The sequence below is a fragment of the Rhodanobacter sp. FW106-PBR-R2A-2-24 genome (assembly GCF_058789615.1).
Genome location: NZ_JBYTBV010000002.1, coordinates 3,355,961 through 3,372,794 on the forward strand (window position 1 = coordinate 3,355,961; position 16,834 = coordinate 3,372,794).

16 protein-coding genes are annotated in these 16,834 nt (G+C 66.9%); 4 read left to right on the plus strand and 12 right to left on the minus strand.

Features of this window, described 5'->3' with window-relative positions:
• Positions 1–62: 62 nt before the first annotated feature.
• The 6 genes from AC3WQA_RS16345 to wrbA form a co-directional block, all read right to left on the minus strand.
• Positions 63–761 (minus strand): YggN family protein, encoded by a 699-nt coding sequence (locus AC3WQA_RS16345; RefSeq protein WP_492676087.1) that lies wholly within the window; start codon positions 759–761, stop codon positions 63–65.
• 85 nt (positions 762–846) lie between these two features.
• Positions 847–1,809, minus strand: coding sequence for a hypothetical protein (locus AC3WQA_RS16350; protein ID WP_492676088.1), 963 nt, complete (start codon positions 1,807–1,809; stop codon positions 847–849).
• Entirely contained in the window at positions 1,806–2,663 is an 858-nt protein-coding gene (locus tag AC3WQA_RS16355; protein ID WP_492676089.1) for an ABC transporter ATP-binding protein, read from the minus strand. The genes AC3WQA_RS16350 and AC3WQA_RS16355 overlap by 4 nt, the downstream gene beginning before the upstream one ends.
• Positions 2,660–3,034 carry a GntR family transcriptional regulator gene (locus tag AC3WQA_RS16360; protein ID WP_492676090.1) on the minus strand — a complete coding sequence of 125 codons (375 nt, stop codon included), beginning with the start codon at positions 3,032–3,034 and terminating at the stop codon, positions 2,660–2,662. The genes AC3WQA_RS16355 and AC3WQA_RS16360 overlap by 4 nt, the downstream gene beginning before the upstream one ends.
• Positions 3,035–3,037: 3 nt before the next feature.
• Positions 3,038–3,394, minus strand: coding sequence for a hypothetical protein (locus AC3WQA_RS16365; RefSeq protein WP_492676091.1), 357 nt, complete (start codon positions 3,392–3,394; stop codon positions 3,038–3,040).
• Positions 3,395–3,608: 214 nt separating this feature from the next.
• Entirely contained in the window at positions 3,609–4,199 is a 591-nt protein-coding gene (wrbA, locus tag AC3WQA_RS16370; RefSeq protein WP_492676092.1) for an NAD(P)H:quinone oxidoreductase, read from the minus strand.
• 132 nt (positions 4,200–4,331) lie between these two features.
• Here wrbA and AC3WQA_RS16375 point away from each other — a divergent pair, with 132 nt between their 5' ends.
• From AC3WQA_RS16375 to AC3WQA_RS16385, 3 genes are read left to right on the plus strand one after another with little or no spacing between them, the layout of a single operon-like run.
• Complete coding sequence (locus AC3WQA_RS16375; RefSeq protein WP_492676093.1) at positions 4,332–5,288, plus strand: LysR substrate-binding domain-containing protein; 957 nt, start codon at positions 4,332–4,334, stop codon at positions 5,286–5,288.
• A gap of 43 nt (positions 5,289–5,331) precedes the next feature.
• Positions 5,332–6,477: a pyridoxal phosphate-dependent aminotransferase gene (locus AC3WQA_RS16380; protein ID WP_492676094.1), complete on the plus strand. Its 1,146-nt coding sequence runs from the start codon at positions 5,332–5,334 to the stop codon at positions 6,475–6,477.
• Between the two features lie 23 nt (positions 6,478–6,500).
• Positions 6,501–7,295 (plus strand): amidohydrolase, encoded by a 795-nt coding sequence (locus AC3WQA_RS16385; protein WP_492676383.1) that lies wholly within the window; start codon positions 6,501–6,503, stop codon positions 7,293–7,295.
• A gap of 87 nt (positions 7,296–7,382) precedes the next feature.
• Here the strand turns inward: AC3WQA_RS16385 and arsC are convergent, their stop codons facing one another.
• Genes arsC through AC3WQA_RS16405 form a run of 4 tightly spaced genes read right to left on the minus strand, consistent with a single transcriptional unit; the run spans position 7,383 to position 10,940 of the window.
• Complete coding sequence (arsC, locus tag AC3WQA_RS16390) at positions 7,383–7,721, minus strand: arsenate reductase (glutaredoxin) (RefSeq protein ID WP_492676095.1); 339 nt, start codon at positions 7,719–7,721, stop codon at positions 7,383–7,385.
• Positions 7,721–9,190, minus strand: coding sequence for a pseudouridine synthase (locus tag AC3WQA_RS16395; RefSeq protein WP_492676096.1), 1,470 nt, complete (start codon positions 9,188–9,190; stop codon positions 7,721–7,723). The genes arsC and AC3WQA_RS16395 overlap by 1 nt, the downstream gene beginning before the upstream one ends.
• Positions 9,187–9,975, minus strand: a complete 789-nt coding sequence (gene scpB / locus AC3WQA_RS16400) for an SMC-Scp complex subunit ScpB (protein WP_492676097.1) — start codon at positions 9,973–9,975, stop codon at positions 9,187–9,189. Before scpB ends, AC3WQA_RS16395 begins: the two co-directional genes overlap by 4 nt.
• Positions 9,976–9,989: 14 nt before the next feature.
• Positions 9,990–10,940 (minus strand): segregation and condensation protein A, encoded by a 951-nt coding sequence (locus AC3WQA_RS16405; RefSeq protein WP_492676098.1) that lies wholly within the window; start codon positions 10,938–10,940, stop codon positions 9,990–9,992.
• Between the two features lie 740 nt (positions 10,941–11,680).
• Between AC3WQA_RS16405 and AC3WQA_RS16410 the strand changes: the two genes are divergently transcribed.
• A complete protein-coding gene (locus tag AC3WQA_RS16410; protein WP_492676099.1) occupies positions 11,681–12,040 on the plus strand; it encodes a PilZ domain-containing protein in 360 nt (119 codons plus the stop codon).
• 62 nt (positions 12,041–12,102) lie between these two features.
• Here AC3WQA_RS16410 and AC3WQA_RS16415 read toward each other — a convergent pair whose 3' ends face one another.
• Positions 12,103–13,791, minus strand: a complete 1,689-nt coding sequence (locus AC3WQA_RS16415; RefSeq protein ID WP_492676100.1) for an AMP-binding protein — start codon at positions 13,789–13,791, stop codon at positions 12,103–12,105.
• A 167-nt stretch (positions 13,792–13,958) separates the two neighbouring features.
• A complete protein-coding gene (gene acnA / locus AC3WQA_RS16420) occupies positions 13,959–16,643 on the minus strand; it encodes an aconitate hydratase AcnA (RefSeq protein ID WP_492676101.1) in 2,685 nt (894 codons plus the stop codon).
• Between the last annotated feature and the right edge of the window lie 191 nt (positions 16,644–16,834).

Here is a 16,834-nt window from a genome sequence, read left to right on the forward strand (position 1 = left end):
TCTTGGCACGGGGATGGGTGCGAAATGGCGCGTGATCGTTTGTTTCGGCGCATGCACCGGCATCAATCGGAAAACACGGCAACACCCTTCTTGCCGTTCTTGTCGGCGATGTCCTTGCCGCAGTCGTCGACGTCCTTCTGCGTCATCGTGGCGTAGGGCTTGAAGGCGGGCAGGGCGGCGGCGAGTTGCTGTTGCGTGCTCATCAGGCCAGGCAGGCGCTGGCACAGTTGCAGGGTGGCGTTCTTGATGGCGTCGGCTTGCGGCTGGATGGTGGCGTTGATTTGTGCGTCGCTCTTGCCGGCGAGCGCGCCGGCGATGGCTTGCCTGGCGGCATTGATGCCGAGGTCGGCACCGCGTTCGCCGATGGCCATGCCGGCTTCGGCGATGCCGATGATCTGTTGGCGGTAGTCGACCAGCATCGTGTGCTGGGCGGGCGTGACGTCGACCTTCTGCCCGGCGATGACGAGGTCGCCTTGCGGGGTGATGACGGCGTGCGGGCGCTGGTCGTCGCTTTGCTGCCAGGCACCGCCGACGTGAAAGCTGCCCTTGCCGAAGCGCATGCCGCCGATGTCGATGTCGCGGCTGACCATTTCCTGCCTGGCCTTGGCCATGCCTTCGTGGATTTTCTGCGCCACGAAAGATGTGCTGGTGGCCGAGGCAGGGTGATCGGCGCCGTTGGAAGCCGGTTCGGAGGGACTGCACGCGGCCAGTGGCGACAGCAAGGCAGCGAGCAGGCAGGTGGTGAGGATACGGGTCTTCATCGAAGTGCTCTCGGTCATCGAAGTGCTTGGGGCGGATGCGGGCCGGGTGTTTGGCCGTCCATGGCCGGGCTTGGTGTTGGTGCTTTCAGCTGTCGTCGCGCCAGCGGCGCAGCCAGATCGCACCGGCGATCATCGTGGCGCCGGCAGCAGCGCCGATCCACACGGCCGGGGTGGCCAGCGCGCCGTAGGAGTGGTTGAGGTACAGGAAGTCCATCGCTTGATCCATGTCGCCGTGCATCGACGCCAGATTGGCCTGACCCAACCAGCCACCGGGGAACACGCCGAGCAGGGCGCGGCTGGCGATGTGTTGCCAGTACCACACGCTGCCGCCGACGGTGCCAAGGAGGTTGAACCAGCTCAGCACCACGCCGGTGGCGATGGGCAATGCCACGGCCCACAGGAAGGGCTTGCTGCGCGACCACGCCGAGCACAGCAGCAGCCAGCCCAGGGTGGGCAGCGCCCACAGGAAGTACAGCGGGATGGTGCCGATCAGTGCGCCGGCCACGCGGAAGGGGTGCGCCAGGGTCAGCAGATGCCAGATGCCGATGCCGTGGAAGGCGAGCACCACGGCATAGGACAACAACATCAGGAAGCCGGTGACCACACCGCAGACCACCGCGATGGCAGGTGCCAGAACGGTGGCCGCCAGCACCTTGGACAGCACGGTGGCGGTATCCGAGACGGGCAGCGATTTCCAGAACAGGATGCTGCGGTCGCGGCGGTCGTCGTACAGCGCACCGAGGCAATAGAAGAACACCACGAAGCCGAGCACCAGACTGATGAGCGCACTGGTGGAGAACATCATGATGTCCAGCCCGGTGCCGACCTTGGCGAGGTCGCCGTCGGCGAGCGCGCGGTTGAACAGGCCCAGGTTGTTCGATGCGATGCCGTGACGAACGCGCATCACTTCGCCGGTGATGATGCCCATGAGGTTGAGCAGCAGGAAGATGCCGCCGGTGATGAGCGGCGCACGCAGGAAGCCGCCGCGGTTCTCCCAGTATTCGCGTTTCACCAGCCAGTAGAGCTGGTTGAAGATCGGGGTGTTCATGCGTAGGTTCCTTTCATGGTGGCGACGAACAGGTCGCTGACCGAGGGGCGGCGGGTTTCGCCCAGCGCTTCGAGCGTGGCGCGCTGCGCGCCGTCGAACAGGAAGATGCTCTTGCCGAACACCGATCGCTCGTCGATGGGTTTGAGCGCGCGCGCCTCGGCGGCGCGCTCGGCGCCCACCATCACTTCGATGAAGCGTTCGCCCACGGTGTCCATGTCGGCGTCCAGCACGATCTTGCCGCCCTGGATGAACATGAGGTCGGTGAGGATGTGCTCCACCTCTTCCACCTGATGCGTGGTGACGATGATGGTCTTGTCCTCGTCGAAGTAGTCTTCCAGCAGGCTCTGGTAGAACTGCTTGCGGTAGAGGATGTCCAGCCCCAGCGTGGGCTCGTCCAGCACCAGCAGGCGCGCGTCGATGGCCATGACCAGCGCCAGGTGCAATTGCACCACCATGCCCTTGGACATCTGCTTGACGCGCATCAGCGGGGTGAGCTTGGTGCGGGCGAGGAAGGCCTCGCACTTCTTGCGGTCGAAGCGCGGGTGCACGTTGGCGACGAAGTCGATGGCTTCGCTGACCCGGATCCAGCGCGGCAGCACGGCCACGTCGGCGATGAAGCACACCTCGCCCATCAGCTTGCCGCGTTCGCGGCGCGGGTCGAGCCCGAGCACGCTGAGCTCGCCCTGGAAGTCGGTGAGGCCGAGGATGGCCTTCAGCGCGGTGGTCTTGCCGGCGCCGTTGGGGCCGATCAGGCCCACGATGCGACCGGGCTGGATCTCGAAGTTGACGCTGTCCAGCGCCACCATGTTCTTGTAGCGCTTGGAGAGGCCGCGAGCGGCGACGACGGCGGTCATGCGGGCTGCTCCGGCGTGGACTGCGCATCGCGCAGCAGGGTTTTCAGGTCCAGCCCCAGCCGTTGCAGGCGGGCGTACAGCGCGGGCCATTCTTCGCGCAGGAAACGTTCGCGCTCGGATTTCAGGAGTTCACCGCGCGCTCCTTCGATGACAAACATGCCAAGTCCCCTTCGTTTTTCAACCAGGTTTTCGTCGACCAGCTCTTGGTACGCCTTGGATACGGTCAGCGGATTGATTTGAAAATCCGCGGCCACCTGGCGCACCGACGGCAACGGGTCACCCTCGTTCAAGGCGCCATCCAGGATCATCGCCACCACACGCTGGTGCAGTTGGCGGTAGATCGGGATGCTGTCGTTCCAGGTGATGGTCATGGATCATTCCTTGTTGCTGGGGGTGCCAAAGGAATAGTAGGGCATGGCCAATTGCGCCCCGAGCTGGGCGGCATGCGCGCTTTCGGAGATCGCGGCGGCGCCCACGGCCGCGTGTTCCAGCACGCCGGCGGCGCTCAGTTCGGCGCGGCTGGGGCTGACCGCCACCGGGGCGAGATCGGTGATGTGGACGCCGCCGACCCAGGCGATTCGCGGGGTGTGGATGGGCAAGCTGACCACGGCCAGGGTCAGGCTGGTCATCAGCACCGCGATGGCGGAGGCGATCCAGCGGCTGCCTGGCAGCAGGGTCGTGGTGTAGATGTCGGCGGCGGCGGGGTGGCGGCTGGCGGACGGGGTGTTCATGGCGGCGCTCCTCTAGTGAGTTCGTTGACCGGTGTTGTAGTGAACTATAACACCATAGCGAAAACCGTCAAGCGATGCGGGCCATGACTGATGGCAGGGGTAGAAAAAGGCCAGGTCAGCGTGGGGCTGGCCTGGCCTGATCGGGCGGATATTGCGGACGGCTTGCCGCCGCCAAGGGCGCCCGCCGACGCCCCCGCGACGTTTTTGCAGAATCTCAGGCGAGCTTGGCCGCCACCTCCACCAGGCGGCGTGCCTGATGCGCAATGGCCGCCTTGGCGTCGTCGTCGAAGGGCTGGCCCGCGGTGTGGCTGTAACCGTATGGGTTGCCGCCCACCTTGTAGATGGACGGATCGGTGAAGCCCGGGGCCACGATGATGCCGCCCCAGTGCATGATCGTGGTGTAGAACGACAGCAGGGTGGCCTCCTGGCCGCCGTGCGCGTTCTGCGCCGAGGACATCGCCGACACCGGCTTGTTCGCCAGCTCGCCCTGGAACCACAGCGGGCCCAGCGTATCGATGAAGGCGCGCATCTGGCTGGCCTGCACGCCGAAGCGGGTCGGCGCGGAGAACAGATAAGCGTTGGCCCAGGCCATGTCTTCCGCGGTCGCCACCGGTACATCCGCGGTGGCTTCGGCGTGGTTCTTCCACGCCTCCTGGCCTGCCACGACGGCGGCCGGCGCGGTTTCCGGCACCTTGCGCAGGCGCACCTCGGCGCCGGCGGCGCGCGCGGCCTCGGCGGCGAGGCTGGCCATCTGGTGGTTGGTGCCGTAAGTCGAGTAGTAGACGATGGCGAGTTTGACGTTCATGGGAGCCTCCGCGGGCAGGAAGGAAGGCGGGGGTCGGTCGACCCTCGTCGGCATGACGGCATTATCGGGAGGCGAATGGTGGGGCGATAAGTCGGGTATCGTTGAACGTATCGTTCGCGACAGGAAACGGTTATGCCGCCCTTCAACGCCGTCCTGCAGGATCTCAACGACCTGTATTTCTTTGCCGCCGTGGTCGAGCATGGTGGTTTCTCCGCCGCCGGACGCGCGCTGGGCGTGCCCAAGTCGCGGCTCAGCAAGCGCGTGGCGCAACTGGAGGAACGCCTGGGCGTGCGCCTGTTGCAGCGAACCACCCGCCGCTTCGTGGTCACCGAAGTGGGCGAGCGTTTCTACGCGCATTGCCGCGCGGTGCTGGAGGAGGCGCGTGCCGCGCAGGAGGCGGTGGACGAACTGCGTGCCGAGCCGCGCGGCGTGGTGCGCCTGAGCTGCCCGGTATCGCTGGCGCAGACCGCGCTGGCGCAGGTGCTGCCGGATTTCCTCATGCACTACCCCAAGCTGCAGGTACGCGTGCTGGCCAGCAACCGGCGGGTAGATCTGATCGGCGAGGGTTTCGACCTCGCCATCCGCGTGCGCAGCAAGCTCGATACCGACGCCAACCTGATACTGCGCAGTTTCGGCCAGGCGCGCATCCTGCCGGTGGCCAGCCCCGCGTTGCTCGCCGAGCAGGGCCGGCCCGGACATCCGGACGAGCTGGCGCGTTTCCCGGCGCTATCCATGCAGGAGCACGAAGGCCCATTGACCTGGGAATTGCTCGACGGCACCGGCAAGCGCGTCAATGTGGAAGTACAGCCACGCCTGGTCTGCGGCGATTTCGCCCTGCTGCTGGAGGCGACCAGGCGCGGCACCGGCGTGGCGATGCTGCCCGAATCGGTGTGCGCGGCGGCGGTGGCGCAGGGTGAGCTGGAGGTGCTGCTGCCCGACTGGAGCGTGCCCGAGGGCACCATGCACTTCGTCTATCCCAGCCGTCGCGGCATGCTGCCCGGCGTGCGCGCCTTGGTGGATTTTCTCGCCGAACGCCTGCCGCAGGCAGCGCACGGCCGGCCCGCGCAAGGTGGACAGGTCACCGGGTAGTCGCGTGCTACGCTTTCGTTTTGGGTTCACGAAAGACGCAGCCATGCAGATCGACACCAAACTGCCCAAGGTCGGCACCACCATTTTCACCGTGATGAGCCAGCTCGCGGCCGAGCACAAGGCGGTGAACCTGGGCCAGGGCTTTCCCGATTTCGAGCCGCCGCAGGGTTTGCGCGACGCACTGGCGCGCGCGATGAACGAGGGCAAGAACCAGTACGCGCCGATGCACGGTACCGCTGCATTGCGCGAGCAGATCGCGACCAAGACCGCGCGCCTGTATGGCCATCGCCCGGACGTGGACGCCGAGATCACGGTCACCTCCGGTGCCACCGAGGCGCTGTTCGCCGCCATCGCCGGCGTCGTGCGCGCGGGCGAGGAAGTGATCGTGTTCGACCCGGCCTACGACAGCTACGAGCCGGCGATCGAACTGCAGGGCGCGCGCGCGGTGCACATCCCGCTGGTTGCGCCGGCGTTCTCCGTCGATTGGCAGCGCGTGCGCGACGCGGTGACGCCCAAGACGCGCATGATCGTGGTCAACAGCCCGCACAATCCCTCCGGCGCGGTGCTGTCGGCGGCCGATCTCGACGAGCTTGCCGCCATCGTGCGCGACACCAGCATCGTGGTGCTGTCCGACGAGGTGTACGAGCACATCGTCTACGACGGTCGTGCGCATGAGAGCGTGCTGCGCCACCCGGAACTGGCCGCGCGCAGCATCGTGATCTCCTCCTTCGGCAAGACCTACCACTGCACCGGCTGGAAGCTGGGCTACGCGGTGGCGCCGCGCGCGCTCAGCGCGGAGTTCCGCAAGGTGCACCAATACCTCACCTTCTGCAGTTTCCATCCCGAGCAGGTCGCGTTCGCCGAATTCCTCGCAAGCTCGCCGCAGCATTACCTGGAACTGCCGGCGTTCTACCAGGCCAAGCGCGACCGCTTCCGCGCGCTGCTGGCACCCTCGCGTCTCAAGCTGCTGGACGTCGCCGGCGGCTTCTTCCAACTGGTGGACTACGCGGCGATCCGTGACGAGGACGATCTCGCCTTCAGTCGCTGGCTGGTCGCCGAGGGCGGAGTGGCGGCGATCCCGCTGACGCCGTTCTATGAGGCGGCGCCGGGCACGCGCCTGTTGCGACTGTGCTTCGCCAAGAGCGATGCCACGATGGAGGCGGCCGCCGAGCGGCTGTGCCGGCTGTGAATGAGCATGCTGTGAGCGAGGCGCTGCAGCCGCTCACCGTCTCGCTGGTGCAAGGCGCCACCCGCTGGCACGACGCGCCGGCCAACCGCGACTATTACGGCGAACTGGTGCACCGGGCGCGCGGCAGCGATTTGATTGTGCTGCCGGAAACCTTCCTTTCCGGCTTCAGCAACGACACGGCCGCCAGCGCCGATACCATGGATGGCGAGGGCCTGGCCTGGCTGCGTTCCCTGGCCGCCGAAGTGGGCGCGGTGATCTGCGGCAGCCTCGCGATACGCGAGGGCGGCACGGTGTTCAATCGCCTGGTCTGGATGCGCCCGGACGGCAGCTTCGCGCAATACGACAAGCGCCACCTGTTCCGCATGGCCGGCGAGCACACCCGCTACGGCGGCGGCAGCGAGCGGCTGATCGTGGTGCTCAAGGGTTGGCGCATCCTGCCGCAGGTCTGCTACGACCTGCGCTTCCCGGTATGGCTGCGCAACCGCCGGCTGGAAGGCGCGGCTGGCGGCATGGACTACGACCTCGCGATCTTCGTCGCGAATTGGCCGTCCGCGCGTCGTCACCCGTGGCGCACCTTGCTGCGCGCCCGCGCCATCGAGAATCTCGTCTGCGTGATCGGCGTGAACCGCGTGGGCGTGGACGGCAACGAGCTGCCCTACGCCGGCGACAGCGCGGTGATCGACCCGGTGGGCGAAACCCTGGTGGAATGCGGCGCCATCGAACAGGTCGCCACACTCACCCTCGACCCCGCGCCACTGCTCGCCCACCGCGAGCGCTTTCCGGCGTGGATGGACGCCGACGAGTTCATGCTCACCTGAAAATCTCGGGCAGGAGCCCGCTGGCGGGCGATGAAGCCTTTCGCGAAAAGCCACATCGCCCGCTAGCGGGCTCCTACGGGTTTGGCGTCACAGAATGGCCAGCACCGCTTCCGGTGGCCGGCCGATCACGGCCTTGCCGTTGGCGACCACGATGGGGCGCTCGATCAGGATGGGGTGGGCGGCCATCGCGGTGATCAGTGCCGCGTCGGTGAGCGTGGCGTCGGCCAAGCCGAGTTCCTGATACGCCGCCTCGCCCGTGCGCAGCAGCGCGCGGGCGGGGAGGTTGAGCAGGGTCAACAGATGCGTGATTTCAGCGGCCGAGGGCGGCGTGTCGAGGTAGTTCACCACCTCGACTTCGCGCCCTTCCAGCAGCGCCAGCGCGCCACGCGACTTGCTGCAGCGGTTGTTGTGGTAGATGCGGATCATCAACGGTTGCCCGAACGGTTGCCGCCACCGCTGCCGCCGCGACCATGCGGACGGTTGCCGCCGGGGCGCCCGCCGCCTTGCGGAGGGCGATTGCCGCCCTGGCCCTGCGGGCGGCCACGGCCACCCTGGCGGTTGCCAGCGGGGCGGCCTTCGCTGCCATGGCTGTTGCCGTGGGCGCTGCCATGACCACTGCCCGCGTGGCCGCCGCTGAATCCGCCATACGGATTGGCGTTGCCGAAGCCGCCAGGCTTGCCACTGCCAGGCTTGCCGCCGCCACCGGGCTTGCCGCCGCGGCGCGGGTTGCCCTGGCCAGCGGAGGACGGACGCGCGCCGCCGTCGCGGCTGTCGCCGGCAAACCAGGTGCGCACCGAGGGCAGCTCCTGGCCAGGGGCGACGCCGCGCTTGCTTTTGCGCTGGAAGCCGCCGCCGGCGGGGCGTTCCGGGCGGGCGACGTTGCCGTTCACTTCCTTGCCCGGGCGGCGTGCCTTCTGCTGGCGACCGCGCGTCGGCTCCTCGCGGATACGGTCGAAGGCGCGCAGTTCGCGGGCTTCGTCGTGATGGCCGCTGCTCCAGCCGCCGGCCGTGCCGCCTTCGGGACGGTATTCGGTGAGGCTGCGACTGGCGCGACGCTGATGCAGCACCGGGCTCAGGGTCAGCACCGGTTGCGGCGCCCCCAGGCCGGTGCTCTCACGCAACTGCTTGACGCCTTCCTCATCCAGGGTCTCGCAGTCGCCGCGGCGCAGGGTGCGCGGCAGCTCGATGCCGCCATAGCGGATGCGCTTGAGCCGGCTGACCAGAAAACCCTGCGAATCCCACAGGCGGCGCACTTCGCGGTTGCGGCCTTCGCGGATCACCACGCGGAACCAGGAGTGGCTGTTGCCGCGGCTGATGACGGCGATCTCGTCGAAACGCGCGGGGCCATCGTCCAGCTCCACGCCGGCCTTGAGCTGCTCGATCACCTCATCGGGCACTTCGCCGTGCACGCGGCAGAGGTATTCGCGCTCGACGCCGCTCTTGGGATGCATCAGCGCGTTGGCCAGCTCGCCATCGGTGGTGAGCAGGAGGATGCCGGTGGTGTTGATGTCCAGCCGGCCCACGGCGACCCAGCGCGCACCCTTGAGGCGCGGCAGCTGTTCGAACACGGTGGGACGGCCTTCGGGGTCGTCGCGGGTGGTCAGCACGCCTTCGGGCTTGTGGTAGACGAGCACCTCGGCGTTGCCGCGGTTGTCGGTGGCCACCACGAACTGCTTGCCGTCGATCACCACGCGGTCGCCGGCGTGCACGCTGGTGCCGATGGTGGCGGGGCTGCCGTTCAATTCGATTTCACCGGCCTGGATACGCTGCTCCAGCATACGGCGCGAGCCCAGACCGGCGTTGGCCAGCACCTTGTGCAGGCGCTCTTCGACGGGGGCGCTTTCGGGTAGCGGCGAGCGTTTCAGGGAAAGGGTGGATTTTTTCGGCGCAGTCATGCGCGTGACTCCTCGGGATGCGGTGCGGTGGCGTCGGTGTCGACGTCCGCGGGGATCGCTGCCTCGTCGGCAGTGACGGATTGTTGGATGGAATGGTCGGTCGTCGCGTCGACGAGGTCGGTGGTGGGCGCGGGCGCGTCCATGTCGTCGTGGGCAGGGGTTGCTGTTTCAGCCTCAGCCACAGCCTCAGGGTCGATGGGCAGATCCTTGATGACGCGCGGCGGCAGCGGGGTCTGCTCGAAGCCCAGTTGCGGGTCTTCCATGTCACGGATTTCAGCCAGCGTGGGCAGCTCATCCAGTGATTTCAGGTTGAAGTAGTCGAGGAAGGCGCGCGTGGTGCCGAACAGCGCCGGCTTGCCGGGTACGTCGCGGTAGCCGACCACGCGAATCCACTCGCGCTCTTCCATGGTCTTGATGATGTTGCTGGACACCACCACGCCGCGGATCTGTTCGATCTCGGGGCGGGTGATCGGCTGGCGGTAGGCGATCAGCGCCAGGGTTTCCAGCAGGGCGCGCGAGTAGCGGCTGGGCTTTTCCGTCCACATCCGCGCGATCCACGGGTGCACGTCCTGGCGTACCTGGTAGCGGAAACCGGAGGCGACTTCTTTCAGCACCACGCCGCGGCCCTCGGCATCGGTAGCCAGGGCTTCCAGCGCGCGGGCGATCTGCTCGTGGCCGACCTCGTCGTCCTCGGTGAACAGGTCGCCGAGTTGGGCGACCGTCATCGGTTGGCTGGCGGCAAGCAGGGCCGCTTCGATGATGGGTTTGAGTTGCTCGATGGGCATGGGCGGCGGGTCTGTCAGTGCGTGCCGTTGCCGGCTTCTGGCGTTGCTTCGAAGGCCGATTCTTCTTCGGTGGCGGGCTCGTCCGTTTCTTCGTCGGTGGCGGACGCTTCGCCGCGATCCACCCGGGATTTCAGGTAGATCGGCGCCAGCGGTGCCTCCTGCACGATTTCGATGAGCATTTCCTTGGCCAGTTCCAGCATGGCCAGGAAGGTGACCACCACGCCCAAGCGGCCCTCGGCCGGGTCGAACAGGGTTTCAAAACGATGGAACGTGCTGTTGTCCAGCTTGCCCAGGAGCTCGCCCATGCGTTGGCGCACGCTGAGCGCCTCGCGCTTGATGGCGTGGTGGCCAAACAGCTCGGCGCGGTGCAATACGTCCTTGAGCGCCAGCAGCATGTCCTTGAGATCCAGCGGCGGTGGCAGCCGGATCACGTTGCGCTCGCCGGTGTCGGCGTGCACCACCACGGTGTCGCGCTCCAGACGGGGCAGGGCTTCGATCTCCTCGGCGGCCTTCTTGAAGCGCTCGTACTCCTGCAGCCGGCGCACCAGCTCGGCGCGCGGGTCGTCCTCGGTGCCTTCCTCGGCGGGCGGGCGCGGCAGCAGCAGGCGCGATTTGATTTCGGCCAGGATCGCGGCCATCAGCAGGTATTCGGCGGCCAGCTCCAGCCGCATCGTTTCCTGCATCATGTCGATGTATTCCATGTATTGCCGGGTGATCTCGGCAATCGGAATGTCCAGGATGTCCAGATTCTGCCGGCGGATCAGGTAGAGCAGGAGATCCAGCGGGCCTTCGAACGCCTCCAGGAACACCTCCAGCGCATCCGGCGGGATGTACAGATCCTGCGGCATCGCCAGCACGGGTTCGCCACGCACGATCGCCAGCGGCATTTCCTGCTGCTGGGGCGGCGTGGCGTGCTGATCCTGCGCAGCGGCGGAGGCGGGTGGCCCGGGGATGTCGGTGCTCATTGATGCGTGTCGTTGGGCCGCATGGCGGCCGGCAAAACGTCTTGGTTCTTCACGGGCGAAACGGTTACCCGCGGCGCGATCCAAGGGCGAGCCCGTGCATGGATCGTGGCGCCAGGGTGACACTTCGGCAAAGCGGTTCCGCGCGGTGCCGTGCAGGTCGTGCCCCCCTTCCGTGCCGCGAGCTGCCGGCAAGGCCGCGTTGCGGTTCCGCCGGGCATGCTGCCGTGGCGGCCATGTGCCGACACGCAACGCAAGGTGGTGGGCGGGTACGGATCGGGTGAGGGCGACTTGGACGCCATCGCCCCGTCGGACGATCTGCCTGAGGCATCGGGTGTGCGCCCATCACTGCCGGCTCGACTGGCCGGCCATTGGACATGGCGTCACGCGCGGGTAAAGAGTAGCGAGTAGGCGCTGGCAAGTCCAGCGATGGGGCCAGCGACATGCCGGCGGATTCACGCCGAACGCCGTGCTTCGTGGGTACAATCCCGCCTGCGGTGTCGCCGCGCGGTACGGTGCGGTGATCGGCGGCTTGCAAGACGTGCGACCGGGTGACCTTCTGCGGCGACTACGGCAATTCCGCGTCAGCCGCAGCGCTGGCGGCGGCGGAGGCGAGAGCGGGTGTGGCCACTTTTCGTGACGCGGCACACATTTTGCTTGAAAGACGTCGAGGCGCGCGCGGCAAGTCCTACCCGCTGGCTGCGGGAATGGCGCGGCGGGGCAACCGATCAGGGAACCGGTGAATGGCGAACGAAGACAAACTGGGTGGAGACGTCGAACGCTTGCGTCCGGCGCGCATGCAGATCGAGACGACCGTGCTGATGAGCCGTGGCGTGGAATCGCATCCCACCGAGCTGGTGGATATTTCGGCCACCGGCGCGCTGTTGCGCCGACCACTGGGCTGGTCGGGCGAGCCGGGACAGAGCTGGCTGCTCGACATGATCTTCGGCAACGACCTGCACATCCACCTGGAGGCGCAGGTGGCGCGTGTCGCCGACCATCACGTGGGGTTCTCCTACGTCAGCATCCCTGAAGACAAACAGGTGCCGCTGTGGAATCTCCTGGGCGGCTATGCCGACATCCTGGAGCCGTGGAACGGCTGAACTGGTAACGGCGCGAACGTCACGCCCCGCCGCGCACCGAGCTGCGCGGCGGGGCGATTTTTTCAGTGGGCGGCGGCCTGCCTTGCCTCGTTGCGCAGCTCGCGGCGCAGGATCTTGCCCACGTTGCTCTTGGGCAGGGAGTCGCGGAACTCGATCAGCTTGGGCCGCTTGTAGCCGGTGAGCGTGTCGCGGCAGAACTGCTTGAGCGCGTCTTCGGTGAGGCCGGGGTCCTTGCGCACCACGAACAGCTTCACCACTTCGCCGGAGTGCTCGTCGGGCACGCCCACCGCGGCCACCTCGGCCACGCCGGGGTGGGCCATCACCGCGTCCTCCACCTCGTTCGGGTACACGTTGAAGCCGGACACCAGGATCATGTCCTTCTTGCGGTCGACGATGTAGAAGTAGCCGTCGGCGTCCATCTTGGCGATGTCGCCGGTGTGCAGCCAGCCGTCGCTGCCCAGCACCTTGGCGGTTTCATCGGGGCGCTGCCAGTAACCCTGCATCACCTGCGGCCCCTTCACCATCAATTCGCCTGCCTCGCCCATCGGCAGCGGCTGGTTGTCTTCCGACCAGATCGCCACGTCGGTGGATGGGATCGGCAGGCCAATCGAGGCGTTGTATTCCTTGATGTTCAGCGGATTGATACAGGCCGCGGGGGAGGTTTCGGTGAGGCCGTAGGCTTCGGCCAAAGTGCAGCCGGTGACCTTCTTCCAGCGTTCGGCCACCGTGCGCTGCACGGCCATGCCGCCGCCCAGGGTGAGATGCAGGCGCGAGAAATCCAGCTGCTCGAAGCCCGGGGTGTTCAGCAGGCCGTTGAACAGCGTGTTGACGCCGGTGAGCGCGGTGAAGCCGGATTGCTTCAGCTCCTTCACGAAGCCGGGCATGTCGCGCGGGTTGGTGATGAGCCAGTTGAGTCCGCCCAGGCGCATGAACACCAGACCGTTCGCGGTGAGCGAAAAGATGTGGTACAGCGGCAGCGCGGTGATGATGACCTCTTCGCCTTCCTTCGCGTTCTTGCCGATCCAGGCGCCGGCCTGCAGCATGTTGGCCACCATGTTGCCGTGGCTGAGCATGGCACCCTTGGCCACGCCGGTGGTGCCGCCGGTGTATTGCAGGAAGGCGAGGTCGGCGTGGTTCAGCTCGACCCTGGACAGCGGATGCCGGGCGCCTTGCGCGAGGGCGTCCTTGAAACGCACCGCCTGCGGCAAGTCGTAGGCCGGCACCATCTTCTTCACGTGCCTGAGCACGAAGTTGACCAGTGCGCCCTTGGGGAAGCCGAGCAGGTCACCGACGCCGGTGGTGATGATGTGCTTCACCTTCGTTTCAGCCACCACCTGTTGCAAGGTAGCGGCGAAGTTGTCCAGCACCACGATGGCCTGGGCACCGGAGTCCTCCAGCTGATGCTGGAGTTCGCGCGCGGTGTACATCGGGTTGGTGTTCACCACCACCAGGCCGGCGCGCAGTGCGCCGAACAGCGCGATGGGGTACTGCAGCACGTTGGGCATCATGATCGCGATGCGATCGCCCTTGCCGAGCTTGAGCGTACCGGTGAGGTAACCGGCGAACTGGCGGCTGAGCTGGTCGACTTGGCCGTAGCTGAGCCGCTTGCCGAAGTTGGCGAAAGCCGGGCGGTCGCGGAAGCGCTGGAAGGCTTCTTCCAGCACGGCGGCCACCGAGGCATAGGTGTTGAGGTCAATCTCGGCGGGGACGCCTTCGGGATAATGGGCCAGCCAGGGACGCTCGTTGCTCATGATGAATCGTGGACTCCCAGATCGTGATCGCCGAGGCGGTGTGGTGGCGATGCTCCCCTGTCGGCATTGGAGCATGCGTAAGCGTATGCGGCAAGGCGAGGCGCCGAAAAAAAGCCGCCCCACGTTCCGGGGCGGCTTGCAGTTTCAGCGCATCGCGTGGCGGGCGCTCAGGCGGCTTTCTTGCTGGCCAGCTGGCGCAGCACGTATTGCAGGATGCCGCCGTGGCGGAAGAACTCGCGCTCCTTCGGCGTGAGCAGCATCACGTGCACGGTGAAGGTCTTCCTGCTGCCGTCCTTGCCGGTGGCGGTGACGGTGGCTTCCTTGGCGTTGCCGTCGGCAAGGCCGGTGATGTCGAAGGCTTCGGTGCCGTCGAGGCCCAGCGACTTGGCGTTCTCGCCGGCCTTGAACTGCAGCGGCAGCACGCCCATGCCCACCAGGTTGGAGCGGTGGATGCGCTCGAAGCTCTCGGCCAGCACTGCCTTCACACCCAGCAGCAGGGTGCCCTTGGCCGCCCAGTCGCGCGACGAACCGGTGCCGTATTCCTTGCCGGCGATCACCATGAGCGGCGTGCCATCGGCCTTGTACTTCATGGCGGCGTCGTAGATCGCCATTTGCTCGCCCGACGGGATGTACCTGGTGTAGCCACCCTCGACGCCATCCAGCAGCTGGTTCTTGATGCGGATGTTGGCGAAGGTGCCGCGCACCATCACGTCGTCGTTGCCGCGGCGCGAGCCGTAGGAGTTGAAGTCCTTCGGCGCCACGCCCTTTTCGATCAGGAAGCGGCCCGCCGGGCTGTCCTTCTTGATCGAGCCGGCCGGCGAGATGTGGTCGGTGGTGATGGAGTCGCCGAACAGGCCCAGCACGCGCGCGCCGTGGATGTCGGCCACCGTGCCCACGGCCATGCTCATGCCGTCGAAGTAGGGCGGGTTCTTGATGTAGGTGGAGTCGTCCCAGCGGTACACGTCGCCGCCGGGGAAGGCGATGCCGTTCCAGCGCTCGTCGCCCTTGAACACGTTGGCGTAGTTCTTGGCGAACATGGCCGGGTTGATCGCGCCGGCAATGGCGTCGGAGATTTCCTGGTTGCTGGGCCAGATGTCCTTCAGGTACACCGGCTGGCCGTCGCTGCCGGTGCCGAGGGCGTCGGTGGCGAGGTTGATGTCCAGCGTGCCGGCCAGGGCATAGGCCACCACCAGCGGCGGCGAGGCGAGGTAGTTCATCTTCACCTCGGCGTGCACGCGACCCTCGAAGTTGCGGTTGCCCGAGAGCACCGCGCCCACGGCGAGGTCGCCCTCGGCAATGCCCTTGCTCACTTCCTCGGGCAGCGGGCCGGAGTTGCCGATGCAGGTGGTGCAGCCGTAGCCGACCACGTAGAAGTTGATCTTCTCCAGCTCCTTCAACAGGCCGGTCTGCTCAAGGTAGTCGGTGACCACCTTGGAGCCGGGTGCCAGCGAGGTCTTCACCCAGGGCTTGGCGGTGAGGCCACGCGCGGCGGCCTTCTTGGCCACGATGCCCGCGCCCAGCATCACCGCCGGGTTGGAGGTGTTGGTGCAGGAGGTGATCGCGGCGATCACCACCGAGCCGTCGTTGACGTGGAAGTTCTGGCCGTTGCGGGTGACCGCCACACCGGCGGCGTCGTGCGGCTTGCTGCGGCTGGCGGTGAGCGGGCCGACGATCTCGTGGAAGTTCTTCTGCACGTCGGTGAGCAGCACGCGATCCTGCGGACGCTTGGGGCCGGCCATCGAAGGCTTGACGTCGGCGAGATCCAGCTCCAGCACGGCGGAGTATTCGGCGTCCGGCGTGTGTTCGTCGTGCCACATGCCCTGCACCTTGGCGTAGGTCTCCACCAGCGCGATCTGCTCGGCGCTGCGGCCGGACAGGCGCAGGTAGTTCAGCGCCTCCTGGTCGATCGGGAAGATGCCGCAGGTGGCGCCGTATTCCGGGGCCATGTTGCCGATGGTGGCGCGGTCGGCCAATGCAAGGTGCTTGAGGCCCGGGCCGAAGAACTCCACGAACTTGCCCACCACGCCCAGCTTGCGCAGCATCTGGGTGACGGTGAGCACGAGGTCGGTGGCGGTGACGCCTTCGCCGAGCCGGCCCGAGAGCTTCACGCCCACCACCTGCGGGATCAGCATGGAGGAAGGCTGGCCCAGCATCGCGGCCTCGGCCTCGATGCCGCCCACGCCCCAGCCCAGCACGCCCAGGCCGTTGACCATGGTGGTGTGCGAGTCGGTGCCGAACAGGGTATCGGGGAAGGCCCAGCGCACGCCGTCGAGTTCGGTGTCGAACACCACGCGGGCGAGGTGCTCCAGGTTCACCTGGTGCACGATGCCGGTGCGCGGCGGCACCACCTTGAAGTTGTCGAAGGCTTTCTGGCCCCAGCGCAGGAAGCTGTAGCGCTCCTTGTTGCGGTGGAATTCGATTTCCACGTTCTGCTCCAGTGCATCCTCGGAGCCGAACACGTCCACCTGCACGGAGTGGTCGATCACCAGCTCCACCGGGTTCAGCGGGTTGATCTGGGTGGCGTCGCCGCCCAGCTTCACCACCGCGTCGCGCATCGCGGCCAGGTCGACCACGCAGGGCACGCCGGTGAAATCCTGCAGGATCACGCGCGCCGGCATGAAGGCGATCTCGGTGCTCGGCTCGGCCTTGGCGTTCCAGGTCGCGATGGCTTCGATGTGGTGCGCGGCGACGTCCACGCCGTCCTCGTGGCGCAGCAGGTTTTCCAAGAGGATCTTCAGCGAGTAGGGCAGGCGCTTGATGTCGAAGCGCTGGCCCAGCTTGGCGAGGCTGGCGAAGTGGTACGGCTTGCCGTTGGCCTCGAAGGTGTCGCGAACCTGGAATGAGTCTTTCATGGAGGGGCTCCTGGCGAGATCGTTGCTGGGACGGGGGAAAGCGGGCGACGGCGCGCGCTGCGCACCGGACCTTGGGAAAGAGGCATTATCGCGCAAACACTGCGCGCTCGTTGTCGCGGCGCGACACGGGGCAAGCCGCGCAGAGAGGCGCGCCGGCCCCGCGCCATATAGCATGGTCGCCGGTGCGATCG